27 protein-coding genes and 1 tRNA gene are annotated in these 25,402 nt (G+C 68.1%); 11 read left to right on the top strand and 17 right to left on the bottom strand.

Annotated elements, in window-relative coordinates; translation table 11 throughout:
* Position 1: 1 nt before the first annotated feature.
* From L632_RS0105145 to ccoN, 6 genes are all read right to left on the bottom strand, one after another.
* Entirely contained in the window at positions 2-466 is a 465-nt protein-coding gene (locus L632_RS0105145; protein ID WP_028716443.1) for a FixH family protein, read from the bottom strand.
* A complete protein-coding gene (ccoG, locus tag L632_RS0105140; protein ID WP_028711437.1) occupies positions 466-1,923 on the bottom strand; it encodes a cytochrome c oxidase accessory protein CcoG in 1,458 nt (485 codons plus the stop codon). Before ccoG ends, L632_RS0105145 begins: the two co-directional genes overlap by 1 nt.
* Before the next feature lie 275 nt (positions 1,924-2,198).
* On the bottom strand, positions 2,199-3,248 hold the full coding sequence (ccoP, locus tag L632_RS0105135) for a cytochrome-c oxidase, cbb3-type subunit III (protein WP_198019301.1): 1,050 nt from the start codon (positions 3,246-3,248) through the stop codon (positions 2,199-2,201).
* A complete protein-coding gene (locus tag L632_RS0105130) occupies positions 3,248-3,436 on the bottom strand; it encodes a CcoQ/FixQ family Cbb3-type cytochrome c oxidase assembly chaperone (protein WP_028711439.1) in 189 nt (62 codons plus the stop codon). Before L632_RS0105130 ends, ccoP begins: the two co-directional genes overlap by 1 nt.
* Before the next feature lie 8 nt (positions 3,437-3,444).
* Positions 3,445-4,170 (bottom strand): cytochrome-c oxidase, cbb3-type subunit II, encoded by a 726-nt coding sequence (ccoO, locus tag L632_RS0105125; protein WP_028711440.1) that lies wholly within the window; start codon positions 4,168-4,170, stop codon positions 3,445-3,447.
* 9 nt (positions 4,171-4,179) lie between these two features.
* Positions 4,180-5,799, bottom strand: a complete 1,620-nt coding sequence (gene ccoN / locus L632_RS0105120; protein WP_028711441.1) for a cytochrome-c oxidase, cbb3-type subunit I — start codon at positions 5,797-5,799, stop codon at positions 4,180-4,182.
* A 250-nt stretch (positions 5,800-6,049) separates the two neighbouring features.
* Here ccoN and L632_RS0105115 point away from each other — a divergent pair, with 250 nt between their 5' ends.
* Positions 6,050-6,883 (top strand): universal stress protein, encoded by an 834-nt coding sequence (locus tag L632_RS0105115; RefSeq protein WP_028711442.1) that lies wholly within the window; start codon positions 6,050-6,052, stop codon positions 6,881-6,883.
* Positions 6,884-6,947: 64 nt separating this feature from the next.
* On the opposite strand, the gene fnrL is transcribed toward L632_RS0105115, so the two are convergent.
* On the bottom strand, positions 6,948-7,697 hold the full coding sequence (gene fnrL, locus L632_RS0105110) for a transcriptional regulator FnrL (RefSeq protein ID WP_028711443.1): 750 nt from the start codon (positions 7,695-7,697) through the stop codon (positions 6,948-6,950).
* A 48-nt stretch (positions 7,698-7,745) separates the two neighbouring features.
* Here fnrL and hemN point away from each other — a divergent pair, with 48 nt between their 5' ends.
* On the top strand, positions 7,746-9,101 hold the full coding sequence (gene hemN, locus L632_RS0105105) for an oxygen-independent coproporphyrinogen III oxidase (RefSeq protein ID WP_028716442.1): 1,356 nt from the start codon (positions 7,746-7,748) through the stop codon (positions 9,099-9,101).
* Positions 9,102-9,103: 2 nt separating this feature from the next.
* On the opposite strand, the gene L632_RS0105100 is transcribed toward hemN, so the two are convergent.
* From L632_RS0105100 to L632_RS0105090, 3 genes are all read right to left on the bottom strand, one after another.
* Positions 9,104-10,036, bottom strand: a complete 933-nt coding sequence (locus L632_RS0105100; RefSeq protein ID WP_028711445.1) for a cation diffusion facilitator family transporter — start codon at positions 10,034-10,036, stop codon at positions 9,104-9,106.
* Positions 10,037-10,107: 71 nt separating this feature from the next.
* The gene (gene polA, locus L632_RS0105095) at positions 10,108-12,930 is read right to left on the bottom strand and encodes a DNA polymerase I (protein ID WP_028711446.1); all 2,823 of its coding nucleotides are present in this window, start codon (positions 12,928-12,930) and stop codon (positions 10,108-10,110) included.
* Positions 12,931-13,081: 151 nt separating this feature from the next.
* A complete protein-coding gene (locus tag L632_RS0105090) occupies positions 13,082-13,270 on the bottom strand; it encodes a zinc-finger domain-containing protein (RefSeq protein WP_028711447.1) in 189 nt (62 codons plus the stop codon).
* 69 nt (positions 13,271-13,339) lie between these two features.
* Between L632_RS0105090 and L632_RS0105085 the strand changes: the two genes are divergently transcribed.
* Positions 13,340-14,299 carry an ABC transporter ATP-binding protein gene (locus tag L632_RS0105085; protein ID WP_028716441.1) on the top strand — a complete coding sequence of 320 codons (960 nt, stop codon included), beginning with the start codon at positions 13,340-13,342 and terminating at the stop codon, positions 14,297-14,299.
* Here the strand turns inward: L632_RS0105085 and L632_RS0105080 are convergent.
* Complete coding sequence (locus tag L632_RS0105080) at positions 14,287-14,661, bottom strand: histidine triad nucleotide-binding protein (protein WP_028716440.1); 375 nt, start codon at positions 14,659-14,661, stop codon at positions 14,287-14,289. The genes L632_RS0105085 and L632_RS0105080 overlap by 13 nt on opposite strands.
* Before the next feature lie 13 nt (positions 14,662-14,674).
* On the bottom strand, positions 14,675-16,252 hold the full coding sequence (locus tag L632_RS0105075; RefSeq protein ID WP_028711450.1) for a DUF5928 domain-containing protein: 1,578 nt from the start codon (positions 16,250-16,252) through the stop codon (positions 14,675-14,677).
* A gap of 157 nt (positions 16,253-16,409) precedes the next feature.
* Between L632_RS0105075 and L632_RS0105070 the strand changes: the two genes are divergently transcribed.
* The 4 genes from L632_RS0105070 to L632_RS0105055 all read left to right on the top strand — a co-directional run bounded on the left by L632_RS0105070 (position 16,410) and on the right by L632_RS0105055 (position 19,827).
* Positions 16,410-17,228, top strand: a complete 819-nt coding sequence (locus L632_RS0105070; RefSeq protein ID WP_028711451.1) for a sulfotransferase family protein — start codon at positions 16,410-16,412, stop codon at positions 17,226-17,228.
* 291 nt (positions 17,229-17,519) lie between these two features.
* Positions 17,520-17,726 (top strand): 50S ribosomal protein L32, encoded by a 207-nt coding sequence (rpmF, locus tag L632_RS0105065; protein WP_011748153.1) that lies wholly within the window; start codon positions 17,520-17,522, stop codon positions 17,724-17,726.
* 17 nt (positions 17,727-17,743) lie between these two features.
* Positions 17,744-18,856: a phosphate acyltransferase PlsX gene (plsX, locus tag L632_RS0105060; RefSeq protein ID WP_028711452.1), complete on the top strand. Its 1,113-nt coding sequence runs from the start codon at positions 17,744-17,746 to the stop codon at positions 18,854-18,856.
* Positions 18,856-19,827, top strand: a complete 972-nt coding sequence (locus tag L632_RS0105055) for a beta-ketoacyl-ACP synthase III (RefSeq protein ID WP_036697414.1) — start codon at positions 18,856-18,858, stop codon at positions 19,825-19,827. Before plsX ends, L632_RS0105055 begins: the two co-directional genes overlap by 1 nt.
* Positions 19,828-19,831: 4 nt before the next feature.
* Here L632_RS0105055 and L632_RS0105050 read toward each other — a convergent pair whose 3' ends face one another.
* Entirely contained in the window at positions 19,832-20,107 is a 276-nt protein-coding gene (locus tag L632_RS0105050) for a DksA/TraR family C4-type zinc finger protein (RefSeq protein ID WP_028711454.1), read from the bottom strand.
* Positions 20,108-20,318: 211 nt separating this feature from the next.
* Between L632_RS0105050 and ihfA the strand changes: the two genes are divergently transcribed.
* The 4 genes from ihfA (at position 20,319) to L632_RS0105030 (ending at position 22,553) form a co-directional block, all read left to right on the top strand.
* The gene (ihfA, locus tag L632_RS0105045) at positions 20,319-20,627 is read left to right on the top strand and encodes an integration host factor subunit alpha (RefSeq protein ID WP_011748157.1); all 309 of its coding nucleotides are present in this window, start codon (positions 20,319-20,321) and stop codon (positions 20,625-20,627) included.
* A complete protein-coding gene (locus tag L632_RS0105040) occupies positions 20,627-21,223 on the top strand; it encodes a MerR family transcriptional regulator (RefSeq protein ID WP_028716439.1) in 597 nt (198 codons plus the stop codon). Before ihfA ends, L632_RS0105040 begins: the two co-directional genes overlap by 1 nt.
* A 124-nt stretch (positions 21,224-21,347) precedes the next feature.
* Positions 21,348-21,425: transfer RNA gene (locus tag L632_RS0105035), tRNA-Pro, on the top strand.
* Between the two features lie 60 nt (positions 21,426-21,485).
* Positions 21,486-22,553 carry a 2'-deoxycytidine 5'-triphosphate deaminase gene (locus L632_RS0105030; RefSeq protein ID WP_028711457.1) on the top strand — a complete coding sequence of 356 codons (1,068 nt, stop codon included), beginning with the start codon at positions 21,486-21,488 and terminating at the stop codon, positions 22,551-22,553.
* A gap of 83 nt (positions 22,554-22,636) precedes the next feature.
* Here the strand turns inward: L632_RS0105030 and L632_RS0105025 are convergent, their stop codons facing one another.
* Genes L632_RS0105025 through nagZ form a run of 4 tightly spaced genes read right to left on the bottom strand, consistent with a single transcriptional unit; the run spans position 22,637 to position 25,395 of the window.
* The gene (locus tag L632_RS0105025; protein ID WP_230376184.1) at positions 22,637-22,825 is read right to left on the bottom strand and encodes a hypothetical protein; all 189 of its coding nucleotides are present in this window, start codon (positions 22,823-22,825) and stop codon (positions 22,637-22,639) included.
* Between the two features lie 24 nt (positions 22,826-22,849).
* On the bottom strand, positions 22,850-23,512 hold the full coding sequence (gene scpB / locus L632_RS0105020; protein ID WP_028711459.1) for an SMC-Scp complex subunit ScpB: 663 nt from the start codon (positions 23,510-23,512) through the stop codon (positions 22,850-22,852).
* A complete protein-coding gene (locus L632_RS0105015; protein WP_084648062.1) occupies positions 23,509-24,348 on the bottom strand; it encodes a ScpA family protein in 840 nt (279 codons plus the stop codon). The genes scpB and L632_RS0105015 overlap by 4 nt, the downstream gene beginning before the upstream one ends.
* 60 nt (positions 24,349-24,408) lie before the next feature.
* On the bottom strand, positions 24,409-25,395 hold the full coding sequence (nagZ, locus tag L632_RS0105010; RefSeq protein WP_028711461.1) for a beta-N-acetylhexosaminidase: 987 nt from the start codon (positions 25,393-25,395) through the stop codon (positions 24,409-24,411).
* Between the last annotated feature and the right edge of the window lie 7 nt (positions 25,396-25,402).

Here is a 25,402-nt window from a genome sequence, read left to right as displayed (position 1 = left end):
CTCAGTTCACCCGGCTGCCGTGGTAATGGTCGATGCGCTGGCGGAAGACCGTGCCGTCCGGCGCGGTGGCGGTCAGGTGGATGTTCCACAGCCCCGACGCCAGTTCCAGCGGCGCGTGGAACAGCCCGCCCTGATAGGTGAATTGCGGGCGCTGGTCGTCGCGCAGATGGGTCGGGCGGCCGACCGTCACCTCGAGCGTGCTGACCGGGGCCGGGTTGCCCTGTCCGTCGCGGATCGCCAGCACCAGTTCGCGCCCGTCGTAATCCGGCGTCACCGTCCAGTTCAGCGCCGCCTGCGCATTGCGTTCCCGGTCGAAATTCTGCGAGGCGACATAGCTGTTCTTGACCTCGAGTCCCGGGAAGGTGCCGACCGCCTTGAACGCCATGAACAGGTTCACCGCGATGATGGTGCCGAAGGCGGCAAGGGTGATCATCAGCACATGGCGGCCGGTCAGTTCGCGGGGCATCATTCGCTCCTTCCATGGAAGACGGTGCCGATCCGGGATCGCACCCCATCGGTGGCATCCTCGACCCAAAGCGTCAACTCGCTCTGTCCACTCTCGGCCAGCGCCGAGCCCTTTTCGGCGGTCACATAGAGGCGCTGGGTATGTGTGCTGTCGGCGGGGACGCTGACCCCGGCGCCCGGCAGGCCCTCCAGCACCAGACCGACGCCCTGCGGCACCGCGCCGTCGGGGCCGGTGACCGAGACGGTGAAGTCGCGCGCATCCCCCTGCTTGTTGCGCAGCCGCAGCGCATAGGTGTTGCGGATCGCGCCGTCGGCCATGGTGACGTAAAGCGGGTTGCGGACCGGCGTCACGTTCAGGTCGAAGGGCGAGCGCAGGAACAGCGCCACCAGCAGCGCCACGCCGATCCCGGCCCAGAGGGTGAAATACAGCACCGTGCGCGGCCGCAGGATGTGCTTGATCAGCGGCTTGGGCGCGGCGCCGGCGCGCTCGGCCGTCTCGTCCTTCAGCGCCATGTAGTCGATCAGCCCGCGCGGCTTGCCGATCTTGTCCATCACGTCGTCGCAGGCATCGATGCAAAGCGCGCAGGTGATGCATTCCATCTGCTGGCCGTCGCGGATGTCGATGCCCATCGGGCAGACGTTGACGCAGGCCATGCAGTCGATGCAGTCGCCCTTGGCGCCGCCGTCGGATTTCGTCGCCTCGCCCTTGTGCAGCTTGCCGCGCGGCTCGCCCCGCCAGTCGCGATAGGCAACGGTCAGCGTGTCCTCGTCCATCATCGCGGCCTGGATGCGCGGCCAGGGACAGGCATAGATGCAGATCTGCTCGCGCGCGAAGCCGCCGAAGACGAAGGTGGTCGCGGTCAGGATGGCCATGGTGGTATAGGCGACCGGATGGGCCTGGCCGGTGAGCAGGTTGCCCAGCAGCGTCGGCGCATCGGTGAAATAGAAGATCCAGGCGCCGCCGGTCGCCAGCGCGATCACCAGCCAGATCGCCCATTTCGCCAGCCGCAGCCGCAGCTTCCTGGCATCCCAGGGTGCGTTCCACAGCCGCAACCGGGCGTTGCGGTCGCCCTCGACCCAGCGCTCGGTCAGGATGAACAGGTCGGTCCAGACCGTCTGCGGGCAGGCATAGCCGCACCAGACCCGCCCCAGGGCCGAGGTGAACAGGAACAGCCCCAGCCCCGCCATGACCAGCAGGCCGGCGACGAAATAGAATTCGTGCGGCCAGATCTCGATCCAGAAGAAATAGAAGCGGCGATTGGCCAGATCGACCAGAACCGCCTGATCGGGCATGCCGGGGCCGCGGTCCCAGCGAAACCAGGGCGTGACGTAATAGATCGCCAGGGTCACCGCCATGATGACCCATTTCAGGTTGCGAAACCAACCCTGGACGCGCCGCGGAAAGATCGGCTCGCGGGCGGCATAGAGATGTGGCGGGTCGATGTCGGAATTCGACATGATTGGCTCCTGTTCGCGTGGCTCGGGTATAGAGCCTCGCCGCGACGGCGCATTGATCTGCGTCAAGCACGGGCAGGCTGGCTTATAGCCGGGGCGAAAAAGCCGGGGCATGGGCCGCATTGTCGCATCCCACCGGAAAAAAGCGGGCGCGCCGCTTGCAGGGGACGCAGGGCCTGGCGTTTCATATGAACACCGGCCCCCCTTGGAAACGCGCGAACAGGACGGGGGGCCGGTGCCTCCGGGGCCGGTTGCCCGGCCGCGGATCTCGGGATCTGTTATTCGCCACCGCCAAGGCTGTGGACGTAGGAGGCGACGGCGCGGATATCCGCCTCGGACAGGCGGTCCGACCAGGCCGGCATCACGCCGAAGGGGCCGGAATGCACGATCCGGGTGATTGTCTCCGGGTCCGAGCCGTAGAGCCAGACCGCATCGGTCAGGTCGGGCGCACCCTGGCTGCGGTCGCCGGTGCCGTCCTCGGCATGGCAGGCCGAGCAGTTGTCGGCATAGACCGCCGCCCCCTCGGCCGCGAGCCGCGCGTCATGCGGCAGGCCGCCCAGTTCCAGCACATGGTTCACGACCTGGCGGATCTGGATATTGTCCAGAAGCTGGTCGGCGCCGAAGCGCGGCATCTCCGAATAGCGGGTATCCTCGTCCTTGGGATCGCGGATGCCGTGCAGGACCGTGGTATGGATCTCGTCCAGCGAGCCGCCCCAGAGCCAGTCGTTGTCCAGCAGCGAGGGATAGCCCGCGGCCCCGCCCGCGCCCGAGCCGTGACATTGCGCGCACCAGGTGCGGAAGATCGCGGCGCCGGCATTGGCGGTATAGTTCGCCAGCTCCGGATCGGCGGCGATCTCGTCCAGCGGCGTCTCGACCAGCCGGGCCTGGATCGGGGCGTTGGCCTCGTTGAAGCGCTGGATCTCGGCCGCGACGTCGGAACGGTAGCTCTGGCCCAGGATGCCCTGCGTCGCGCCGTTCACCAGCGGAATGGCCGGATAGGCGATGATATAGGCCAGCCCCCAGACGATGGTGGCGTAGAAGGTCCAGAGCCACCAGCGCGGCAGCGGGTTGTCGTATTCCTCGATCCCGTCCCAGCTGTGGCCGGTCGAGGGCACCTCGACCACCCGCCGCCCGCCCTTGCGGTCGCGCACCACGCGGGTGCTGCCGGGCCGGGGCGTGACCGGCGGATGCAGCGGCTGGCCGCCCGGCCCCTCGGGCGGATCGGCCAGGATCCTGGCCTTGTGGGCCTCGTCCGCGGCCTGGCGTTCCAGCTCGATCCGGTTGTCGGGGTTCTGCGGGCTGGTGTGCTCGTCGTCGGTATCGGCCATCACTCGACCTCCTTCTCGCCCGCCGGGGCGGGATTCGTCTCGTTGCGGAAGATGCTTTCCGCCGCGTCTCGGTGCAGCGGGCGCGAGCCTGGCCTGAAGGCGAAGACGATCGTCCCCAGGAAGAACAGCACCAGCAGCAGCAGCACCCAGCTGTCGGCCAGTTCGCGCAGGAAGGAATAGCTGTCCATGGCTGGCCTCAGCGGTTCGGGTCCGGCTCGAAGGTCGAGAAATCGACCATCGTGCCCAGCACCTGCAGATAGGCGATCAGGGCGTCCATTTCGGACACGCCGGGGCGGCGGTCGAAATTGCGCTGCTGCGCGCCCGGATAGCGTTCCTCAAGCCCCGAGGCGTCCGCATCCGGGTCGGCCTGGGCGCGGAAGTCGCTGGCGGCGGCGGCGATCATCTCGTCGCTATAGGGCACGCCGACCCGGGCATCGGTCCGCAACCGCTGGCCCATGTTCGAGGGGTTGATCTGCCGGTCCAGCAGGAAGCCGTATTTCGGCATGATCGATTCCGGCACCACCGCCTGCGGATTCACCAGATGGTCGAGATGCCATTCGTCCGAATAGCGGCCGCCGACCCGGGCCAGGTCCGGCCCCGTGCGCTTCGATCCCCATTGGAACGGATGGTCGTACATCGACTCGGCCGCCAGGCTGTAATGGCCATAGCGTTCCACCTCGTCGCGCATCGGCCGGATCATCTGGCTGTGGCAGACATAGCAGCCCTCGCGCACATAGATGTCGCGGCCCTTCAGCTCCAAGGGCGTATAGGGCCGCATGCCCTCGACCTTCTCGATGGTGTTCTGCAGGTAGAACAGGGGCGCGATCTCGACGATGCCGCCGATGGTCACGACGAGGAAGGAAAAGACCAGCAGCAGCGTGGCGTTCTTTTCCAGGACCTTGTGCTTTTCAAGAATGGCCATGATCCGCCCTCACTCTGCCGGGACCGCAACGGTGAGCGGTTGGGCCTTGGGTTGCCGGGCAACGGTGGCCCAGAGGTTGTAGCACATGATCAGCGCACCGCCGAGATAGAGCACGCCGCCCAGCGCCCGCACCACGTTCATCGGGAATTTCGCGGCTACCGTGTCGGCGAAGGCGTTGACCAGGAAACCCTGAGCATCGACCTCGCGCCACATCAGCCCCTCCATGATGCCCGAGACCCACATCGAGGCCGCGTAGAGCACCAGGCCGATGGTGGCGAGCCAGAAGTGCCAGCTGACCAGCCCCGTCGAATAAAGCCGCTCACGCCCCCAAAGACGCGGCACCAGGTAGTAGAGCGCGCCGAAGGTGATCATGCCGTTCCAGCCCAGCGCGCCGGAATGCACGTGGCCGATGGTCCAGTCGGTGTAATGGCTCAGCGAGTTCACCGCCTTGATCGACATCATCGGCCCCTCGAAGGTCGCCATGCCGTAGAAGCCGACGGCCACCACCATCATGCGGATGATCGGATCGGTGCGCAGCTTGTCCCAGGCGCCCGACAGAGTCATCAGCCCGTTGATCATGCCGCCCCAGCTGGGCATCCATAGGATGATCGAGAACACCATGCCCAGCGTCGAGGCCCAGTCGGGCAGCGCGGTATAGTGCAGGTGGTGCGGGCCGGCCCAGATATAGAGGAAGATCAGCGCCCAGAAATGGATGATGGACAGCTTGTAGCTGTAGACCGGACGCTCGGCCTGCTTGGGAATGAAGTAATACATCATGCCCAGGAAACCGGCGGTCAGGAAGAAGCCCACGGCGTTGTGGCCATACCACCATTGCGTCATGGCGTCCTGCACGCCCGAGAAGAGCTGCACCGATTTCGAGCCGAAGGGGCTGACCGGGATCGCCAGGTTGTTGACGACATGCAGCATGGCGATGGTGACGATGAAGGACAGGTAGAACCAGTTCGCCACATAGATATGCGGCTCTTTCCGCTTCAGGATGGTGCCCAGGAACACGGCCAGGTAGACGACCCAGACCACGGTCAGCCACCAGTCCACATACCATTCGGGTTCCGCGTATTCCTTGGACTGGGTGGCGCCCAGAATGTAGCCGGTCGCCGCGAGCACGATGAAGAGCTGGTAGCCCCAGAACACGAACCAGGCCGCATTGCCGCCCCAGAGCCGCGCCGCCGAGGTGCGCTGCACCACATAGAACGAGGTCGCGATCAGCGCGTTGCCGCCGAAGGCGAAGATCACCGCCGAGGTATGCAGCGGCCGGAGCTTGCCGAAATTGGTGTAGCCCATGGTCAGGTCGCTGAGGTTCAGCGCCGGAAAGGCCAGCTGGAAGGCGATGACCACGCCGACCAGGAAACCCACCACGCCCCAGAAGGCGGTGGCGACGACCCCGGCCCGGACCACGCCGTCCATGTATTCGGTCTCGGGATGCGGGTCGAGCGCGGGCTGCCCGTTCCCCATCTGGCGCAGCACCCGCATGAACATGAACCCCGCCGCCAGCATGACGATCAGGGCGTTCACCAGATAGGCGGGATCATCGGGCCGCGCATAATTGGCGCCGATTGCGGCCAGAACCGCGATCGTGCCAAGCGCGATCAGCTTGATGGTGTCCAACATGAATTTCTGTCCTTCATCCTGCGCCGAAAGGCGGCCGAATCGCAGCGGAATGCGATGCGGGACACGGCTTCGACAGGTCCCTCTATAGCCGCACGGTTTCGTGAGACTTTGATCTGCGTCAATCAGCTTGCACGGAACAGGTGTAAAATTCCCAAATATCCGGACAGGATGTCGCGGCCGGCGCCGGCGGGCGATTGCGATTCTGCCGGATGCCGAGCAAACTCGTGCCACACCCCGAAAGGAGAGGCCCATGGGCTACAAGACGATCCTGACCGTTCTGACCGATCCCGGCCAGCAGAAGCAGCTTGACTCGGCCATCGCCATGACCCGGCGCGAGGATGCGCATCTGGACGTGTTCTGCATGGGCGTCGACCATACCCAAAGCGGCTATTACTACGCGGGCGCCTCGGCCTATGTGTTCCAGGAATCAATCGACAAGGCCATGGCCGCGGCCAGCGAGCTCGAGGAGGGCATCCGCGCCCGGCTTTCCGCCGAGGATGTCCGCTGGTCGGTCGATTCCGCCGTGGCGCAGGTCGGCGGGCTTTCGACGCTGGTCGGCATGAGGGCGCGCTATTCCGATCTGGTGGTGCTGAACCGGCCCTATGGCGAGAACGCGCCCGCCGATGCCGAGGCCGTGACCGAGGCGGCGCTGTTCGAGGGTTCGGCCCCGGTGCTGATCGTGCCGGACGCGCTGAAAGAGCCTTTCGGCAAAAAGATCATGATCGCCTGGAACCAATCGAACGAGGCCCTGGCGGCGGTGCGCCGCGCCCTGCCGCTGCTGATCGCCGCCGAAAGCGTCGAGATCACCGTGATCGACCCCTCGCCCAGCGGTCCCGAACGCTCTGACCCGGGCGGCGCCCTGTGCCAGATGCTGACCCGCCACGGGGTCAAGGCCGAGATCTCGGTTCTGGCCCGCACCCTGCCGCTGATCAGCGACATACTGAACCGCCGCGCCACCGAGATCGGCGCCGACATGCTGGTGATGGGCGCCTATGGCCATTCCCGCTTCCGCGAGGCGATCCTGGGCGGCGCGACCCGCAGCATGCTGGAAAAGGCGCAGGTGCCGGTGCTGATGGCGCGCTGACCGCCGCCGCAACAAGAAGGCCCCCGGGGATCGCGCCCGGGGGTTCCGCATTCGGCGCCGCCGCCTAGCTCAGCGGCCCGCCATCCGAATCGTCGCCGCTTTCCGTGACCAGCCGTCCGAAGGCGGGCACGATCACCCGTCGCTTGCCATCAAGCTCGATCACCCCTTCGCGCTTCAGCGCGCTCACCTGGCGGCTGACGGTCTCCAGCGTCAGGCCCAGGTAATCGGCCATCGCCTCGCGGGTCAGCGGCAGTTCCACGGTGATGCGCCCCGCGGGACGGCGCTTGATCAGCGCGGCCTCGCGCCGGGCCAGGATCACCAGCAGCGAGGCGATCTTCTCGCGCGCCGATTTCCGGCCCAGCAGCAGCAGCCAGTCGCGGGCGGCGTCAAGCTCGTCCAGCGTCATCTCCAGCAGGCGGCTGGCGATGCGGGGATTGTCGATCAGCAGCTTCTCGAAGGGTTTGCGCCGGAAACAGCACAGCACCAGATCGCTGGTCGCGGTGACCGTATAGGCCGCGATCTCGCGCCCGGGGCGGCCCAGAAAGTCGCTGGGCAGCAGCAGGCCGACCATCTGCGTGCGCCCGTCTTCGAGCTGCTGGGTCAGCCCGGCCATGCCGGCGACGACCGAGCCCACGAAATCCATCCGGTCGCCGGCCCAGACCACGACCTGTCCCGCCTCGTAGCGGCGATAGAATTTCATGCTTTCCAGTTCGGTCAGCTCATCGCCTTCGCAATGCGCACAGACCGCCCGATAGCGAATCGGACAAATTTCGCAGGGCTGCTGCGTCGCACAGATGGCGGCGTCTTGTGGCATTTGATTTGGGTCAAGGTCCTGGCGCGGGTTCCGGGCATATATAGCAGCATGGAACAGCAATCGCAACTTGAGCGGCTGGGACTGTTTGACGCGCGCGTGCCGCGCTATACCAGCTATCCCACCGCCCCGCATTTCACCACCGCCGTGGGCGAGCCGGTCTTTCGCGACTGGATCGCCGCGATCCCGGCCGGCGCCTCGATCTCCCTGTATATGCACGTGCCCTTCTGCCGGCGGCTGTGCTGGTTCTGCGCCTGCCGCACCCAGGGCACGCAATCGGACGAGCCGGTGCGCGCCTATGCCCAGGCCCTGCTGGCCGAGCTTGACATGCTGAAATCGGCGCTGGCGCCCGGCGTCAGATTGTCGCGGCTGCATTGGGGCGGCGGCACGCCGACGCTGATGCCGGCCGAGATGATGCGGCGGGTCGCCGGTGCCGTACTGGACAGCTTCCCGCTGGCCGAGGGCGCGGAATTCTCGGTCGAGATCGACCCGAACGAGATCGACGAGCCGCGCATGGACGCCCTGGCCGAGGCCGGGCTGACCCGCGCCTCGATCGGCGTGCAGGATTTCGACCCCGAGATCCAGAAGGTGATCGGCCGCGAGCAGAGCTTCGAGGTGACGAAACGCGCCGTGGACATGATCCGCGACCGCGGCATCGCCAGCCTGAACGCCGACATCCTCTACGGCCTGCCGCATCAGGACCCGCGCCGCATCGCCGAATCGGTGCAGAAGCTGCTGGCGCTGTCGCCCGACCGCGTGGCGCTTTACGGCTATGCGCATGTGCCCTGGATGGCCAAGCGGCAGGTGATGATCCCCTCGGAAACCCTGCCGGACCCGCATGGCCGGCTGCGGCTGTTCGAGACCGCGCGCGAGCTGTTCCTGGCCGACGGCTATGACGAGATCGGCATCGACCATTTCGCCCGCCCCGGCGACGGGCTTGCCCGCGCGCAAAAGGCCGGGCTGCTGCGCCGCAACTTCCAGGGCTATACCGACGACCGGGCCGAGGTGCTGGTGGGGCTGGGCGCCTCGTCGATCTCGCGCTTCCCGCAGGGCTATGCGCAGAACGCCCCGGCCACCGGCGCGCATCTGGGCAAGATCCGCGACGGCCGCTTCTCGACCACGCGCGGCCATGCCTTCACCGCCGAGGACCGCTGGCGCTCGCGGATGATCGAGGCGCTGATGTGCGATTTCGAGATCCGGGCCGAGGAATTCATCCGCGACCACGGCTTCGATGCCGAGAGCCTCGACCGGGTCCTCGCCCCGGTCGCCGCGCATTTCGGCGAAATGGTCGAAGCCGATGCCGCCGGCCTGCGCATCACGCCCAAGGGCCGGCCGCTGACCCGGATGATCGCGCGGATGTTCGACGGCTACGACATGGCGGCCTCGGGCCATTCCGCCGCGATCTGACGCTAGTGGCGATGGCCTGCATGGTCGTCGCCGCAGGCCTCGCCTGCGCGCTCGGTCTCGATGGTGGCATGGTCGATGCCGAAATCCCGCCGCAGCAGGGCCTTGACCCGGCGCACCGCCAGGACCGGATCGGCGCCCTCGCGCATGACCAGATGCGCCGACAGCGCCGTGCGCCGCTCGTCGATCTGCCACAGGTGCAGGTGATGCGCGCCGGCCACGCCCTCGACGCCGGCCATGGCGCCGGCCAGCGCCGCGTGATCCACCCCGGCGGGGGCCGCCAGCATCAGCATGCGCATCACCGGCCCGATCTCCCGGCCGATATGCCACAGGATCACCGCCGAGATCAGCAGCGTCAGCACCGGATCGGCGAGATTCCATCCGAAGGCCCAGATCAGCGCCCCGCCCAGGATCACCGCGACCGAAACCGCGGCATCGGCGAGGTTGTGCAGGAAGGCGGCGCGGATGTTCACGCTTTCCTTCGAGGCGCGCCAGACCAGCGCCGCGGTCGCCATGTCCACCAGCAGCGCAAAGCCCGCCAGCGCCATGACCAGCCCGCCCGCGACCTGCGGCGGCTCGATCAGCCGGCCCAGCGCCTCGATCCCCAGCCAGACCGAGACCGCGATCAGCGCGATGTAGTTGACGAAGGCCGCGACGATCTCGGCCCGGCCCCAGCCATAGCTCATGTCGGGGCTAGCGGGCCGCCGCGCCAGCCGCCGGGCGCCGAAAGCCAGCACCAAGGCCAGCGCATCCGAGAGATTATGCACCCCGTCCGCGATCAGCGCCGTGGAATCCGCGACATAGCCGCCGATGATCTGCGCCCCGGTCAGCGCCAGGTTGACCACCACCGCGACCAGGATGGTGCCGTCACCCGCCCCGCCCGGCAGATGCGCATGGCCGTGCCCGCCGTCATGCGAATGCGAATGCGAATGGCCCATCCCGTTCCCTCGCCGGCTTCTTCGTTCCCCAAATACCCATGCGGCCGCGCAACTCGCGCGACCGCCAGCCCTCAATGCGCCTCGGCCCAGTTCAGCCCCTGCCCGGCATCGACGATCAGCGGCACGTCCAGCCGGATCGCGGGATCGGCCGCGCCCTGCATGACGCCGCGCGCCACCTCGATCAGCTCGGGCACCGCGCCCTCCTCGACCTCGAAGACCAGCTCGTCATGCACCTGCAGCAGCATCCTGGCCGGCAGATGCGCGATCGCCTCCGGCATGCGGATCATTGCCCGGCGGATGATGTCGGCCGCCGCGCCCTGAATCGGAGCGTTGATTGCGGCGCGCCGCGCGCCCCCGGCCGCCGGTCCCGACTGGTTGATGCCCGGCGTCATGATGCGCCGCCCGAACAGCGTGCGCACGAAACCGTCCTGCTTCGCGCCGGCGACGGTGCGGTCCATATAGGCGCGGATCTCGGGGAAACGCTCGAAATAGGTGTCGATGAAGCTCTGCGCCTCGGCGCGCGGAATGCGCAGGTTGCGCGCCAGGCCAAAGCCCGAGATGCCGTAGATCACCCCGAAATTGATCGCCTTGGCGCGGCGGCGGATCATCGGGTCCATGCCCTCGACCGGCACGCCGAACATCTGGCTCGCCGTCATGGCATGGATGTCGATGCCGTCGCGGAAGGCCTGCTTCAACGCCGGGATCTGCGCCACATGCGCCAGGATCCGCAGCTCGATCTGGCTGTAATCGAGGCTCACCAGCCGCATCCCCGGCGCGGCGACGAAGGCCTCGCGGATGCGCCGGCCTTCGTCGGTCCTGACCGGGATGTTCTGCAGGTTCGGATCGGTCGAGGCCAGCCGCCCGGTCTGTGCGCCCGCGATGGAATAGCAGGTGTGCACGCGCCCGGTCTCGGGGTTCACATGCAGGGGCAGCGCATCGGTATAGGTCGATTTCAGCTTCGAGATCGCCCGCCAGTCCAGCACCCGGGCGGGCAGTTCGTGGCCCTCGGCGGCCAGGTCCTCCAGCACCTCGGCGCCGGTGGAAAAGGCGCCGGTCTTGCCCTGCTTGCCGCCGGCCAGGCCCATGCGCTGGAACAGGATCTCGCCCAGCTGCTTGGGGCTGCCGACGTTGAAGGGACCGCCGGCCAGTTCGTGGATCTCGGCCTCCAGCCCAGCCATCTTCTGCGCAAAGGCGTTGGACATGCGCTTGAGATGCTCGGAATCGATGCGGATGCCGGCCATCTCCATATCGGCCAGCACGCCGATCATCGGCCGCTCCAGCCGCTCATAGGCGGTGGTCACATGGTTCGGCGCCAGCCTCGGGCGCAGGTAATGCCAGAGCCGCCAGGTCACCTCGGCATCCTCGGCGGCATATTCGCTGGCCTTGTCGATCGCAACCTGCGAGAAGTTGATCTGCGCCTTGCCCGAGCCGATCAGGTCCTTGATCGGCAGGCAGCGATGGCCCAGATACAGGTCCGCCAGCTCGTCCATGCCGTGGTTATGCGCCCCGGCATTCAGCGCATAGGACAGCAGCATGGTGTCGTCCAAGGGCGCCATGCGGATGCCGTGGCGGGCCAGCACCTTCCAGTCATACTTGATGTTCTGGCCGATCTTCAGCACCGAGGGATCCTCCAGCACCGGCTTGAGCATCGCCAGCGCGCGCTCCAGATCCATCTGCCCCTCGGCCCGCGCACCCGAGCCGAAGAGGTCGGCGGCGCCGTCGACATGGCCCAGCGGCAGATAGGCCGCCCGCCCCGGCCCGGTGCACAGCGAGACACCCACCAACTCGGCCTGCATCTCGTCCAGCCCGGTGGTCTCGGTGTCGATGGCGACCACGCCGGTCTCGGCGATCTCGGCCAGCCACGCGGCCAGCACTGCCTCGTCGCGGATGGTGACGTAAAGGCCGCGGTCGATGGCCGGCAGCGCGGCGGCGGGCACGGCCGGCTCGGCATCGGCCGCGGCGGCCGCGGGCGCCGCCACCTCGGCCAGGGTCGGCGCCTCGGTCCCGAACCGTTCGGCCACGCGCTTGGTCAGGGTGCGCAGCTCCATCCGGGTCAGGAATTCCAGCAGCGCCTCGGGATCGGGCTCGCGGATCTCCAGGCTCTCCAGGCTGAAATCCAGCGCCATGCGGCAATCCAGCTCGACCAGCCGCTTCGAGATGCGGATCTGCTCGGCATGGTCGATCAGGGTCTGGCGGCGCTTGGGCTGCCGGATCTCCTCCGCCCGCGCCAGCAGGCTTTCCAGATCGCCATATTCCTGGATCAGCTGCGCGGCGGTCTTGATGCCGATCCCCGGCGCGCCCGGCACGTTGTCGATGGAATCGCCGGCCAGGGCCTGCACGTCCACCACCCGCTCGGGCCCGACGCCGAATTTCTCGCGCACCTCGTCCGGGCCGATGGGCTTGCCCTTGATCGGGTCCATCATCTCGACCCCGCCGCCGACCAGCTGCATCAGGTCCTTGTCGCTGCTAATGATCGTCACCCGCCCGCCGGCATCCCGCGCCTGGCAGGCGAGGCTTGCGATGATGTCGTCGGCCTCGAAGCCCTCGGTCTCGATGCAGGCGATGTTGAAGGCGCGCGTCGCCTCGCGGGTCAGGGGGAATTGCGGCCGCAGATCCTCGGGCGGCTCGGGCCGGTTGGCCTTGTAGAGCGGATAGATATCGTTGCGGAACGTCCGCGCCGAATGGTCGAAGATCACCGCCGCATGGGTCGGCTGGTCCGAACCCTTGCCGTCCTGCAGATACTTCCAGACCATGTTGCAAAACCCGGCCACCGCGCCGATGGGCAGCCCGTCCGAGCGCCGGGTCAAGGGCGGCAACGCATGATAGGCGCGAAAGATGAAGGCCGAGCCGTCGATCAGATGCAGGTGATGGCCCTTGCCGAATCCGTCCGTCATCTGCGCCTCATCCTTCTGCCAGCGTCCAAGGCCCCTTACTGCCACGAAGCGCCGACCGGGCCAAGACCGCCCCCGCCTTCACTGTTTCACAAATACCCCCGCCGGAGGCGCGGCAACCGCACCACCCCAACCAGGCCGCCATGGCGCGCGATCAGTGATCGTCGTGCGCGTGTTCGCGGTCGATGACGAAGCGCTTGTCGCAATAGCCGCATTCGACCCAGCCGGTATCCTGCGGAATGGCCAGCCAGACGCGCGGATGGCCCAGTCCCCGCGCCTCGTCGCCGTCGCAGGCGACCTTCCACGAGGTGACGGTCTGGATCTCGGGGGCCGGGATGGTCATGGCGGTTCCTTGAGCTTTGACGACAAACGCGGTTAAACCGGCAGCGATCATAATGAACGCGAAGAGCCGATGCCAGCCCCCGCAAGCAGTCCGAACGCCATCGAAATCAGAGGTCTGACCAAGACCTATGCCGCCGCCGGCAAGGCGCCGGCGAAACATGCGCTGAAGGGGCTGGACCTGGCGATTCCCGCCGGCTCGATCTTCGGCCTGCTGGGCCCGAACGGCGCCGGCAAGTCCACCACGATCAACATCCTGGCCGGGCTGGTGCGCAAGACCGCGGGCCGGGTGACGATCTGGGGCTTCGACCAGGACGTGAACCCGCGCCAGTCCCGCGCCGCCATCGGCGTCATGCCGCAGGAGCTGAACATCGACCCGTTCCTGACCCCGCGCGCCAGCCTCGAGGTGCAGGCCGGCCTCTACGGCGTGCCGAAGCGCGAGCGCTGGACCGACGAGCTGCTGGAGCTGGTCGGGCTGACGGATCAGGCGGAAAGCTATTCGCGCCACCTCTCGGGCGGCATGAAGCGGCGGCTCTTGCTGGCCAAGGCGCTGGTGCACCGGCCGCAGATCCTGGTGCTGGACGAACCGACGGCAGGCGTCGACATCCAGCTGCGCGAGATGCTGTGGCGCAACGTGCGGCGGCTGAACGACCAGGGCATGACCATCATCCTGACCACGCATTACCTGGAAGAGGCCGAAGAGATGTGCGACCGCATCGCCATCATCGACCACGGCGCGCTGATCCTGTGCGAGGATACCGCCACCCTGCTCGGCCGGGCCGATTCCAAGACGCTGGTGGTCGATACCGGCGAAGGCCGCGCCCTGCCCGCCCTGCCCGAAGGCGTGCGGGCCGAGCGGCGCGGCGACGGCCGGCTCGCCCTCAGCTACGCGCCCTCGCGCATCCCGGCGGACCGGCTGATCGACGCGCTGCGCGAAGCCGGGCTGGCGATCCGCGACGTCGCGGTCGAGGCGCCGGACCTCGAGGACGTCTTCGTCCAGCTGACCTCGCGCCCCGCGCCTCAGCCCGGCTGAACCATGCGGCCCATCGGGCGGCCGCCCAGGATGTGCATGTGGAAATGCGGCACCTCCTGCACGCCGTCCGGCCCGGCATTGGTGATGGCGCGGAAGCCCCGGCCGCCGTCCAGCGCCACGCCCAGGTCGCGGGTCACTTTCGCCACGGCGCGGTGGAAATCCACGATCTCGGCTTCCGAGGCGTTCGCGGCGAAATCGTCATAGCTGACATAGGCGCCCTTGGGGATCGCCAGCACATGCACCGGCGCCTGCGGCCGGATGTCGCGAAAGACCAGCGTATGCTCGGTCTCCAGCACGGTATCATTGGGGATCTCGCCGCGCAGGATGCGGGCGAAGATGTTGCTGTCGTCATAGGCGGGCATGGCGGTTCTCTCCTCAATCGTCGAACAGGTATTCGGTCCGGGCCAGCGCCAGCGCGGCCGTTGCCGGCACGTCCAGGAAACGCGCCAGCTGCGCGGCGTTCTCCTCGGGCGGGCGCCAGGGGGCGATGGCGTGGAAACCGGCGAAATCCATGTCGCGCAGCCGCTCGGCCTCGTGCTCCAGATCGGCGCGCACCGTCGGCAGCAGCCGCTCGATCACCTCGGGCGCGGTCTCGGCCCCGGCCAGGCCCACCCGGGCGATATGGCCGCGCAGATAATCGTCGTCGAAGCGCGAATCGATCAGCAGCAGCCGGGTGTCGGCCTTGTCCGAGGTCAGGTCCTGGATCAGATGCAGCGCCGAAGGGTCCAGGCACAGCACCAGCCGGTTCGATTCGAAATGCTCGAACAGCAGCCGGATCAGCGCCCGCCGATGCCGGTCGCGCTTCTCGATGGTGGTCTCGACCCCGCCCAGATCGGGCAGATGCGCCCGATGCTCGTTGAAGACGAAATCCACCGCCGGGATCGGGGTCTGCGTCCGGATCGCGGCGGTCAGGCGCTTGGCGACATGCCATTTCTTGGCCACCACCAGCAGCAGCGTATTGGCCCGGCCCAGGCTGCCCTCGGCCTCCCAGAACCGCTGGCCGAAGCGCCGCCCGACCCGGCCCCGCGCGGTCAGGAAGCGAAAGAGCCCGGTCGCCTCGTTCGAGATCGGGAAATGCACCCCGCGCGCCGCCCAAAGCGCGCCCAGCCGCTCGCGCAGCCGGATCGCCTCGGGGCTGATCTTGCGCGCAAACAGATAGTCCTGCCCGACCAGAAGGTCGTAATGGTCGTTATAGAAGGTGACCGGCATCCCGTAATCGGTGAAGATCAGATAGGTCAGCGTGCGCGCCCGGATTTCCTTCCGCGGCACGACATGCGGCACGATGGTCTGGAAGAAGGTCTCGTCGGGGATCCAGGTGGTCGAGAAAAACCGCAGCACGTCCGGGCGGGTGGCGCAGAAATCCAGCACCTTCTCGACCGTCTGGCGGCGCAGGCACCACCATTGCGACCCGATCATCACCTGGATGTCGGCGGGCACCGGCCGGGTCAGGCCCAGGCGCTTCTGCAGGTCATAGCTGGCATAGAACAGCCATTTCCGCGTCCGCTCGTTGAACCAGTGCCGGTAGATCAGCCGCTCTTCCTTGAAGCCGGTCTTGATCCAGTCCGATTCGAAGAAGTCGAAATTCTCGATATAGTCGCAATCCTCGGCGTCCAGGAAGGCATGGGCATATTCCGCCGACTTGATCGGCATGCAGTCGCCCGACAGCATGTAGAAATGCGTGGCCTGCGGAAAGGCGACGACGGCGGCGCGCACCGCCTCCAGCGTGGCGCCGACCAGCGACCATTCGCCCCAGCCGCATTTCCAGCGCCGCTGCGCGAAGGCGACCGAGGGGTTGTCGGCCAGGGCCGCGCGGATCAGCTCGAAATCCCGGGGCTTGGCGCGGCCGTCGAAATGGATCGACACGTAATCGCCCGAGGCCGTCAGCCGGCGTGCCTGCGCCACCACGCCCTTGGGATCCTTGTGGCAGAGCAGAATGAAGGCAATCCGTGCCATCGATACAGCCATCCCCTCCGGTTCGCGCCGGCGCATGCTCCACAGCAGGTTGAATCTCTGCCGCTGATTTGCTTTGTGTCCTTACCGATTTTGGCCGCAGGGGCAACCCGGCCGAGCCCGCCCCGGCCGGCGCAGTTTTTTGAAGGGAATGAGAGTTATGGGTTTTCCAGGAACCTGGATGACGGAAAGCGAAAGCATGGTCTATCGCGTCGTCCCGAAATGCGCCTGTTCCTCGATCGGGCAGATCATGTTCTATTCCGACCATGGCCGCTATTTCGACGGCGACATCCACGATTCCACCAGCGGGCTGCACAAATGGAACCAGCCCGAAAGCCAGCAGCTCATCGAAAGCAACGTCAAGGCACACAAGGCGCTGACCTTCACCTGCGTCAGGAATCCCTATGCGCGCATCCTGTCCTCGTTCTTCGACAAGATCGCCGGCATCCAGAGGAACGGCAAGCGTTACCGCGGCAATCTCGTGCCGCAGCTGATGCAGCGCTACGGCGTCGACGTGGGCAGCCCGGAGAACGGCTTCGAATTCGACCAGGTCGCCAGCTTCCGCCGCTTCCTGCTGTTTGCGCGCGACACCATCCGCTGGCGCCGGCCGATGGAGCCGGACATCCACTGGTCGGCCATGTCCGGCCATATCTCGACCTTCATCGTGAACGGCGGCCGCTACGACCAGATCTTCTTCACCGAGAAGTTCAACGAGGGCATGCAGAAGGTGCTGGATGCCGCGCCGACCCCGGTCAGGCTCGACGTCAACGACGTGCCCAAGTTCAACGAATCCGAAGGCCACGGCCCCAAGCGCGCCCACAAGGTCAGCGATTATTTCGACGACCTGTCGCGGCATCTGGTCTGGGAAATCTACAAGAAGGATTTCCAGCTCTTCAAATACGACTTCGACGACCCCGACAACAAGCTGCCGAAGAACGAGATCGACCTCGACGAGGTCCATGCCAAGCTCGGCCGCTGAACCCGCCGCGCCCCCCGGCGCCCGGCTTCTTTCTTGCCCAAATATCCCCGCCGGAGGCAGCGGCGCGCATGCGCCGCTTCTCTTGCAGATTCCCCTTGCGAAATGCAGAAATCCCGCTATTTTGCCGCCTTCATTCGACCGGCGGGGGAATCCCGGACCGCGGCCCCCGCTCTGCGACCCGTTTTCGCGTCTTGCGGCCAACGCTCCAGTGGCCTATGCCCGCCCCAGACACGAACACCGAATCCGGGGCCGCCCAGCCGGGTTGCCCCCCGAACCACTTGAGGTTGAGACATGGCCGTCCCTCAGAACCGAGTTACCCGCTCCCGCCGCAACATGCGCCGTTCGCATGATGCGCTCGTCGCCGGCAACCCGAACGAATGCTCGAACTGCGGCGAGCTGAAGCGCCCGCATCACGTCTGCCCCTCCTGCGGCCATTATGCCGACCGCGAGGTCGTGGCGCAGGCCAATGAGGTCGATCTGGACGAAGACGCGGCCTGAGCGGACCGACCGCGGATATGGCTTCGGCAGATTCCAGCACTCTGCCTCGCGCCCCTGGCGACGGGGGCGGCGTGGTGATCTCGGTCGACGCGATGGGCGGCGACCGGGGTCCGGCGACGGTGGTCGCCGGCATGGCCGAAAGCGCCGGGAAGAATCCCGATATCCGTTTCATCGTCCACGGCCCGCAGGCCGAGCTGCAGCGGCTGATCGGCCGCCGCGGCGATCTGCTGCAGCGTTGCGACATCCGCGACGCGGCCGGCGTCGTGACCATGGACGACAAGCCCAGCCAGGTGCTGCGCAAGGGCGAGGGCACCTCGATGTGGTCAGCCCTCGAATCGGTGCGCCAGGGCGAGGCGACCGCCGCCGTGTCCTGCGGCAATACCGGCGCGCTGATGGCGCTCTCGATGCTGCGGCTGCGCAAGCTGCCCGGCGTGAACCGCCCCGCCATCGCCTGCCTCTGGCCGTCGCGCAATCCGCAGGGCTTCAACGTCATGCTGGATGTGGGCGCCGATATCCGCGCCGATGCGCAGGACCTGCTGACCTATGCGCTGATGGGCGCCTCCTATGCCCGCAACGGCTTCGGGCTGGAGCGGCCGCGCGTCGGCCTGCTGAACGTCGGCACCGAGGAACACAAGGGCCGGCCCGAGCTCAAGCAGGCCCATGAACTCATCCCCACCACGGCGCAGGCGGCGAATTTCGACTATGTCGGCTTCGTCGAGGGCGGCGACCTGCCCTCGGCCCGCGTCGATGTGATCGTAACCGACGGCTTCACCGGCAATGTCGCGCTGAAGACCGGCGAGGGCACGGCGAAGCTGGTGGGCGAACTGCTGAAGGAAGCCTTCGGCAAGTCGGTGATGTCGAAATTCGCGGCGCTTCTGGCCATGGGCTCGCTCAAGCGGCTGCAAAAGCGCATCGACCCGCGCCGCGTCAATGGCGGCGTCTTCCTGGGACTGAACGGGACGGTGGTGAAATCGCACGGCTCGGCCGATGCGACCGGTGTCTCGGCGGCGATCAAGCTGGCCTTCCGGCTGGCGCAATCCGGCTTCCAGGACCGGCTGGCGGCGCGCGTGGCGCAATCCGTCGCGGCGGCCAGCCAAATCAACGGCAGCAAGGAAAGCGAGGCGTCCTGATGCGGCGTGCGATCGTCCGGGGAACCGGCCATTACCTGCCCGAACGCGTGGTCGAGAACAGCTGGTTCGAGGACAAGCTGGACACCAGCGACGAATGGATCCGCGCCCGCACCGGCATCGAGCGGCGCCATTTCGCCGCCGAGGACCAGGGCACCAGTGACCTGGCCATCCGGGCGGCGCAGGCGGCGCTGGCCGATGCGGGCATCGAGGCCGGGCAGGTCGATGCGGTGATCGTGGCGACCTCGACCCCCGACCTGACCTTCCCCTCGGTCGCGACCATGGTGCAGGCGGGCCTGGGCATGCGCGGCGGCTTCGCCTATGACCTGCAGGCGGTCTGCGCCGGCTTCGTCTATGCGCTGGCCAATGCCGATGCGATGATCCGTTCGGGCTTGGCCGAGCGCGTGCTGGTCATCGGCGCCGAGACCTTCAGCCGCATCATGGACTGGAGCGACCGCGGCACCTGCGTGCTTTTCGGCGACGGCGCCGGCGCCGTGCTGCTGGAAGCGGCCGAGGGCGCCGGCACCTCGCAGGACCGCGGCATTCTCGCCACCGACCTGAACAGCGACGGGCAGTATCGCGACCTGCTCTATGTCGATGGCGGCGTCGCCTCGACCGGCACGGCCGGGCATCTGCGCATGCAGGGCAACCTGGTGTTCCGCCACGCGGTCGAGAAGCTGGCCGACACCGCGCATCGCGCGCTGGACAAGGCCGGGCTGACCGCCGAGCAGGTGGGCTGGCTGGTGCCGCACCAGGCCAATCTGCGCATCATCGAGGCCACGGCCAAGCGCATGCATCTGCCGATGGAAAAGGTGGTGCTGACGGTCGCCGACCATGGCAACACCTCGGCGGCCTCGATCCCGCTGGCGCTTTCCGTGGCCAATGCCGAAGGCCGCTTCCAGCCCGGCGACGTGCTGGTGGCCGAGGCGATCGGCGGCGGCCTCGCCTGGGGTTCCGTCGTCCTGCGCTGGTAAGCCGTTATTTCAGCTGCGAATCCTTCGACCCGCGCCGATTGATCCCTCCGGCCGGCCGCCAGGCCCTGTCGCGGCCGGACTGGCAGTCGACGCAAAGCCGCACGCCCGGAATCGCCTGCCGCCGGGCCTCGGGAATCGGCTCGTCGCATTCCTCGCAGAAGTCTGCGCTTTCCCGCGCGCCGGCCTGCGCATTGCGCAGCCGCATGCGCTCGATGGCCTCCTGCGTCGAGACCTCGATCTGTTCGTTCACCGCGTCGTCGCGCGCCCAGCCGCCAGCCATATCCTTCCGGTCCCGCCTGTCCTTCGTCCTCAAGATAGGCGCGCATTGCCGCATTTCCAAGCGGGCTGCGGGGCTGCTTGCGCGGGGTCTTGCCGGTAAGGCGCGAATAATGCGGGACAAAATCGGCCGTTGAGGGAACGGAATCGGGTCGGGGTTGTTGACTCGGCGCCGTAAAGAAATCATCCTTCGCAGCATTCGAGAGGTTTCCGAGATGAGCGACTCTACCCTGACCCGCATGGACCTGGCCGAGGCCGTGTTCCGTGAGGTGGGTCTGTCCCGCCACGAATCGGCCCAGCTTGTCGAAAGCGTGCTTGGCCATATCTCGGACGCGCTGGTGCGCGGCGAGCAGGTCAAGATATCGTCTTTCGGCACGTTTTCGGTCCGCGACAAGAACGAGCGCATCGGCCGCAATCCCAAGACCGGGGAAGAGGTACCGATCACGCCCCGCCGGGTGCTGTCCTTCCGGCCGTCGCATCTGATGAAGGATCGCGTGGCGGCAGGGAACAGGCGCAAGGGCTGATGAGCAAGTCCCCCGACGCCTTCAGATCCATCGGAGAGGTCTCGCGCCTCGTGGGCGTCGCGCCGCATGTGCTGCGCTATTGGGAATCGCAATTCACGCAGCTCGCGCCGGTGAAACGCGCCGACGGGCGCCGCTATTACCGGCCTGACGATGTCCGGCTGGCGGCGGGTCTGTGCCAGGTCCTGCGCGAGGAAGGGCTCAGCATCCGCGGCGCAAAGCGGCTGATCGCCGCCGACCGGGGCACCGCCCTGCGCGAGATCGGCGCCGCCCGCCTGGGCGAGACCCTGGGCGATGCCGCCCCGTCCCAGCGCCCGGCCCCGGCCGTGCGCCTGGCCCCGCCCCGCGCGGCCGAACCCCCTGCCCCGGCTTCGCCCCCTGCGCCGCAGCGGCCCGCCAGACAGCCTTCCCCCCCGCCATCCGCACCGGAATCGCTGCCGCTTTTCGCCGCCCTCGTCCCGGCGGCCGGTCCCGCGCCCGACGACTGGCTGGGCCGGCTCGCCGCCACCGCGCTGGCGCTGCGCCTGCATGAGCTGCAAGGCAAGTCTCTGCCCGAAGGGGCGAAAACCCTGCGCGACGCGCTGTCGGCCCCCCGCTGACCCGCATGACCGGCCGCCCAGCAGCCGCAAGCGGCGGCCCGACCACCGCAATCGAAATTCCTGCCGAAATTTCCGTGCTTCGCCCCTTGTGCTGGCGGCCCGCTTCGCTCTATATGCCCCTCGTCGGGCCGTGGCGCAGCCTGGTTAGCGCGTCCGTCTGGGGGGCGGAAGGCCGCGAGTTCGAATCTCGCCGGCCCGACCATTCCGAAAACGCCCATCCCCGTCCGGGGGTGGGCGTTTCCTTTTGCCGAAAGGGTTTCGCGTGAACGGTGTGCTTCCCGATTCGTCCCTGCGCCAGCTGATCGCCAGCGGCGCGATCTCGGCGGACCAGCCGATCCTGCCCGAACAGGTCCAGCCCGCCAGCCTCGACCTGCGGCTGGGGGCGACCGCCTGGCGGTTGCGCGCCTCGTTCCTGGCCGGGCGCGGCCGCAAGGTCAGCGACCGGCTCAAGGATTTCGAGATGCACCGCATGGACCTCACCGAGGGCGCGGTGCTGGAAAAGGGCTGCGTCTATCTGGTCCCGCTGATGGAGCGGCTGTCGCTGCCCGCCAGCCTCGACGCGGTCGCCAACGCCAAAAGCTCGACCGGGCGGCTCGACCTGCTGACGCGGCTGGTCACCGACGAGGGCACCGAATTCGACCGCCTGCCCGAGGGCTATGACGGCCCGATCTATGCCGAGATCTGCCCGCGCAGCTTCTCGGTTCTGGTGCGGCCCGGCATGCGGCTGAACCAGCTGCGGCTGCGGCAAGGCCAGGCGGTGCTGACGGATGCCGAGCTGCGCGACCTGCATGCCGCCGAGCCCCTGGTCACCGGCGAGGCGCTGATCGACGACGGCCTGGGCTTCTCGGTCGATCTGCGCCCCGCGGCGGGGGATCTGGTCGGCTACCGCGCCCGGCCGCATAGCGGCGTCATCGACCTCGACCGCATCGGCGCCTATCAGGCCCGCGACTTCTGGGACGCGCTGCGCACCACGGACGGGCAACTGATCCTCGACCCCGGCGCCTTCTATATCCTGGTCAGCCGCGAATCGGTGGCGATCCCGCCCGATTACGCCGCCGAGATGGCGCCCTACCTGGCCATGGTGGGCGAATTCCGGGTGCATTACGCCGGCTTCTTCGACCCCGGCTTCGGCCATGGCGCGGCGGGACAAGGCGCGCGCGGCGTGCTCGAGGTGCGCTGCCACGAGGCGCCCTTCGCGCTGGAACATGGCCAGGTCGTCGGCCGGCTGGTCTATGAGCGCATGGCCGCCCGCCCCGACCGGCTCTATGGCAGCGGCATCGCCTCGAACTACCAGGGCCAGGGTCTGAAGCTCGCCAAGCAATTCGCCTAGCGCCGCGCCCCCGGACCGGCCTTCTTTCTTGCCCAAATATCCCGGGGGAGTCGCGCGCCAGCGCGACGGGGGCAGAGCCCCCTTTACCGCATCCGCCGGGTGATGCGCGCCGCCTGGCGGGCACGCTTCGCCGCCTCGCGCGCAGCCTTGTCGCGGCTTTTCTGCTGCGGGTTCCGCGGCGCGCCGGGCTTTGGCGCAGTCGCCCGCCGGATGCCCCAGTTCAGCAGCCGCCGGGCGACCATGCGGGTCAGCATATTGATGAACTGGTTCATGTTCATTGCGTTACGTCCCGATCTTCATTCGTCTTCGAACAGATCCTCGGCCATGGCTGCGCTCTCCTCGCCGTCCTCGTCGCGGAACAGGCCCGGCGCCATCTCCTCGCCGGTCGGACGCGATTCCAGCAGGCCCGCCGCCCGCAGCTCCGCCAGGCCCGGCAGGTCGCGGGCGCTTTCCAGGCCGAAATGGTCCAGGAAGGTCTCGGTCACCACGAAGGTCACCGGCCGGCCGGGGGTCTGGCGGCGACGGCCCACACGGACCCAGTCCAGCTCGATCAGCTGGTCCAGCGTGCCGCGGCTGACGGCGACGCCGCGGATCTCCTCGATCTCGGCGCGGGTGACGGGCTGGTGATAGGCGATGATCGCCAGCGTCTCGGTCGCGGCGCGCGACAGGCGGCGGCTTTCCACCACGCTTTCCTGCATCAGGAAGCCCAGATCGGCGGCGGTGCGAAACGCCCAGGCATCGCCGACCCGCGCCAGCTGCACCCCCCGCCCTTCGTAGCGGGCGCGCAGGGCCTGCAGCGCCTCGGCCACGTCGCAGCCAGCCGGCAGGCGCGCGGCGATCTCGCGCTGGCTCATCGGCGCGGCCGAGGCGAACAGGACGGCCTCGATCATGCGCTCCTGCTCGGCCAGCGGCGGCGGCGGGAAACGCTGCGGGTCGGCGGCGGTCTTGTCCTGGCTCATTGCGGGCGCCTGCGGATGGTGATCGGGGCGAAGGTGCCGGCCTGGGCGATCTCGACCGCGCCCTGCCGCGCCAGTTCCAGCGTGGCGGCGAAGGTCGCAGCGGTGGCCGAGCGGCGACGCTGCGGATCGGTCTCCCAGCCGTCGGGCAGGAAGGTGGAAAGCGCGGTCCAGTCGCCGGCGAAGCCGATCAGCCCGCGCACCCGGTCCAGCGCCTGTTCCATGGTAAAGACGTCGCGGCGGTCGAAGGCATAGGGCCGGAACTCGTCGCGGGTGCGCAGCCGGGCATAGGCGCGCATCAGGTCGATCAGCCCGGCCTGCCAGGCGACCTGGCGCTGGCGGGCCACGGTTTCCGGCGCGCCGCGCGCAAAGCGGTCCTGCCCCAGCCGGTTGCGGGCCATCAGCCGCGCCGCCGCCTCGCGCATGGCGTTCAGCCGTTCCAGCTGGAAGGCCAGATGCGCCGCCAGCTCTTCGGCCGAGGGCCCTTCGGCCTCGGGATCCGGCGGCAGCAGCAGGCGTGATTTCAGATAGGCGAGCCAGGCCGCCATGACCAGGTAATCCGCCGCCAGCTCGATGCGCAGCGCCCGCGCCTCCTCGACGAAGGCCAGATACTGGTCGGCAAGCTCCAGCACCGAGATCTGCATCAGGTCGACCTTCTGCGTGCGCGACAGCGTCAAGAGCAGGTCCAGCGGCCCCTCGAAGCCCGAGACGTCGACGACCAGCACCTCCGCGGCGCGGCGCTCGGCCGCCGGCTGCGGCGCCAGCCCCGGCAGATGCGGCGCCGGCCCGGTATCGGGAAGCGGGTCGGGCACGGGGGTCAGATAGGGCACCTTGGTCATGACGCTTCCGGGCAGATGGGTCTGCGCAGAATCCGCCAATGCCCGGGCTTAGTCAAGCGATCAGGCCGCCAGCCCGCCAAGCGCCGCCAGTTCGGCCCGCAGCGCGGCGGTGTCCCCGGCCAGGGGCGCGCGGCGCAGGGCCAGCGCCGCCTCGGCCCGCAGGGCGGCGCGGGGGGACATGCTCCCGGCCGCGGCGACGATCTCCTCCATCTGCGCCGGCGTTTCGTTGCAGGACAGCACCAGGTCGCAGCCGGCGGCGATGGTGGCGGCGGCGCGTTCGGCCGGGCTGCCCGACAGCGCCTGCATGCCGATATCGTCCGACATCAGCAGCCCGTCAAAGCCGATCTCGCGCCGGATCAGGTCGATCACCGCGGCCGAGGCGGTGGCGGGCGCATCGTCGATGGCGGTAAAGCGGATATGCGCGGTCATCGCCATCGGCAGGTCGGCCAGCGCCCGGAACGGGGCGAAATCCGTGGCGCGCAGCTCGTCCAGCCCAGCCTCGACCACCGGCAGGTCCTTGTGGCTGTCCACCCGCGCCCGGCCATGGCCCGGCATGTGCTTGACCACCGGCAGCACCCCGGCGGCCAGCATCGCCTGGGCGGCGGCGCGGCCCAGGCGGATCACCGTATCGGCATCCGGGCCGAGGCAGCGGTTCCGCAGGAAGGGATGGGTGTCGTCGCGGGCGATGTCGAGCACGGGGGCGCAATCCGCGTCGATGCCCACGGCGCGCAATTCCTGCGCCAGCAGGTGATGGTGCAGCCAGATCGCCCGCTCGCCGCGCCCAGCCTGATCCAGCGGCGCCGGCCAGTCGGTCCAGTGCGGCGCGCGCATGCGCTGCACGCGCCCCCCCTCCTGATCGATCAGCACCGGGGCGTCGCGGCCCACCGTCTCGCGCAGCGCGTCGGTCAGCCGGCGCAGGCGGTCCGGCGTGTCGACATTGCGCGCGAACAGGATGAAGCCCCAGGGATCGGCGGCGCGGAAAAAATCGCGCTCGGCCCGGCTCAGGTCCGGGCCGGCGATGCCGCCGAGGATGGTGGCGCCGGTCATCTCAGCG

It is taken from the genome of Paracoccus sp. J39 (assembly GCF_000518925.1).
Taxonomy (GTDB): Bacteria; Pseudomonadota; Alphaproteobacteria; order Rhodobacterales; family Rhodobacteraceae; genus Paracoccus.
This window is presented reverse-complemented; position numbering and strand designations above follow the sequence as displayed.

Coding starts and splice junctions, on each gene's coding strand:
- L632_RS0105145 (WP_028716443.1), bottom strand. CDS start 466: ATGCCCCGCGAACTGACCGGCCGCCATGTGCTGATGATCACCCTTGCC.
- ccoG (WP_028711437.1), bottom strand. CDS start 1,923: ATGTCGAATTCCGACATCGACCCGCCACATCTCTATGCCGCCCGCGAG.
- ccoP (WP_198019301.1), bottom strand. CDS start 3,248: ATGGCCGATACCGACGACGAGCACACCAGCCCGCAGAACCCCGACAAC.
- L632_RS0105130 (WP_028711439.1), bottom strand. CDS start 3,436: ATGGACAGCTATTCCTTCCTGCGCGAACTGGCCGACAGCTGGGTGCTG.
- ccoO (WP_028711440.1), bottom strand. CDS start 4,170: ATGGCCATTCTTGAAAAGCACAAGGTCCTGGAAAAGAACGCCACGCTG.
- ccoN (WP_028711441.1), bottom strand. CDS start 5,799: ATGTTGGACACCATCAAGCTGATCGCGCTTGGCACGATCGCGGTTCTG.
- L632_RS0105115 (WP_028711442.1), top strand. CDS start 6,050: ATGGGCTACAAGACGATCCTGACCGTTCTGACCGATCCCGGCCAGCAG.
- fnrL (WP_028711443.1), bottom strand. CDS start 7,697: ATGCCACAAGACGCCGCCATCTGTGCGACGCAGCAGCCCTGCGAAATT.
- hemN (WP_028716442.1), top strand. CDS start 7,746: ATGGAACAGCAATCGCAACTTGAGCGGCTGGGACTGTTTGACGCGCGC.
- L632_RS0105100 (WP_028711445.1), bottom strand. CDS start 10,036: ATGGGCCATTCGCATTCGCATTCGCATGACGGCGGGCACGGCCATGCG.
- polA (WP_028711446.1), bottom strand. CDS start 12,930: ATGACGGACGGATTCGGCAAGGGCCATCACCTGCATCTGATCGACGGC.
- L632_RS0105090 (WP_028711447.1), bottom strand. CDS start 13,270: ATGACCATCCCGGCCCCCGAGATCCAGACCGTCACCTCGTGGAAGGTC.
- L632_RS0105085 (WP_028716441.1), top strand. CDS start 13,340: ATGCCAGCCCCCGCAAGCAGTCCGAACGCCATCGAAATCAGAGGTCTG.
- L632_RS0105080 (WP_028716440.1), bottom strand. CDS start 14,661: ATGCCCGCCTATGACGACAGCAACATCTTCGCCCGCATCCTGCGCGGC.
- L632_RS0105075 (WP_028711450.1), bottom strand. CDS start 16,252: ATGGCACGGATTGCCTTCATTCTGCTCTGCCACAAGGATCCCAAGGGC.
- L632_RS0105070 (WP_028711451.1), top strand. CDS start 16,410: ATGGGTTTTCCAGGAACCTGGATGACGGAAAGCGAAAGCATGGTCTAT.
- rpmF (WP_011748153.1), top strand. CDS start 17,520: ATGGCCGTCCCTCAGAACCGAGTTACCCGCTCCCGCCGCAACATGCGC.
- plsX (WP_028711452.1), top strand. CDS start 17,744: ATGGCTTCGGCAGATTCCAGCACTCTGCCTCGCGCCCCTGGCGACGGG.
- L632_RS0105055 (WP_036697414.1), top strand. CDS start 18,856: ATGCGGCGTGCGATCGTCCGGGGAACCGGCCATTACCTGCCCGAACGC.
- L632_RS0105050 (WP_028711454.1), bottom strand. CDS start 20,107: ATGGCTGGCGGCTGGGCGCGCGACGACGCGGTGAACGAACAGATCGAG.
- ihfA (WP_011748157.1), top strand. CDS start 20,319: ATGAGCGACTCTACCCTGACCCGCATGGACCTGGCCGAGGCCGTGTTC.
- L632_RS0105040 (WP_028716439.1), top strand. CDS start 20,627: ATGAGCAAGTCCCCCGACGCCTTCAGATCCATCGGAGAGGTCTCGCGC.
- L632_RS0105025 (WP_230376184.1), bottom strand. CDS start 22,825: ATGAACCAGTTCATCAATATGCTGACCCGCATGGTCGCCCGGCGGCTG.
- scpB (WP_028711459.1), bottom strand. CDS start 23,512: ATGAGCCAGGACAAGACCGCCGCCGACCCGCAGCGTTTCCCGCCGCCG.
- L632_RS0105015 (WP_084648062.1), bottom strand. CDS start 24,348: ATGACCAAGGTGCCCTATCTGACCCCCGTGCCCGACCCGCTTCCCGAT.
- nagZ (WP_028711461.1), bottom strand. CDS start 25,395: ATGACCGGCGCCACCATCCTCGGCGGCATCGCCGGCCCGGACCTGAGC.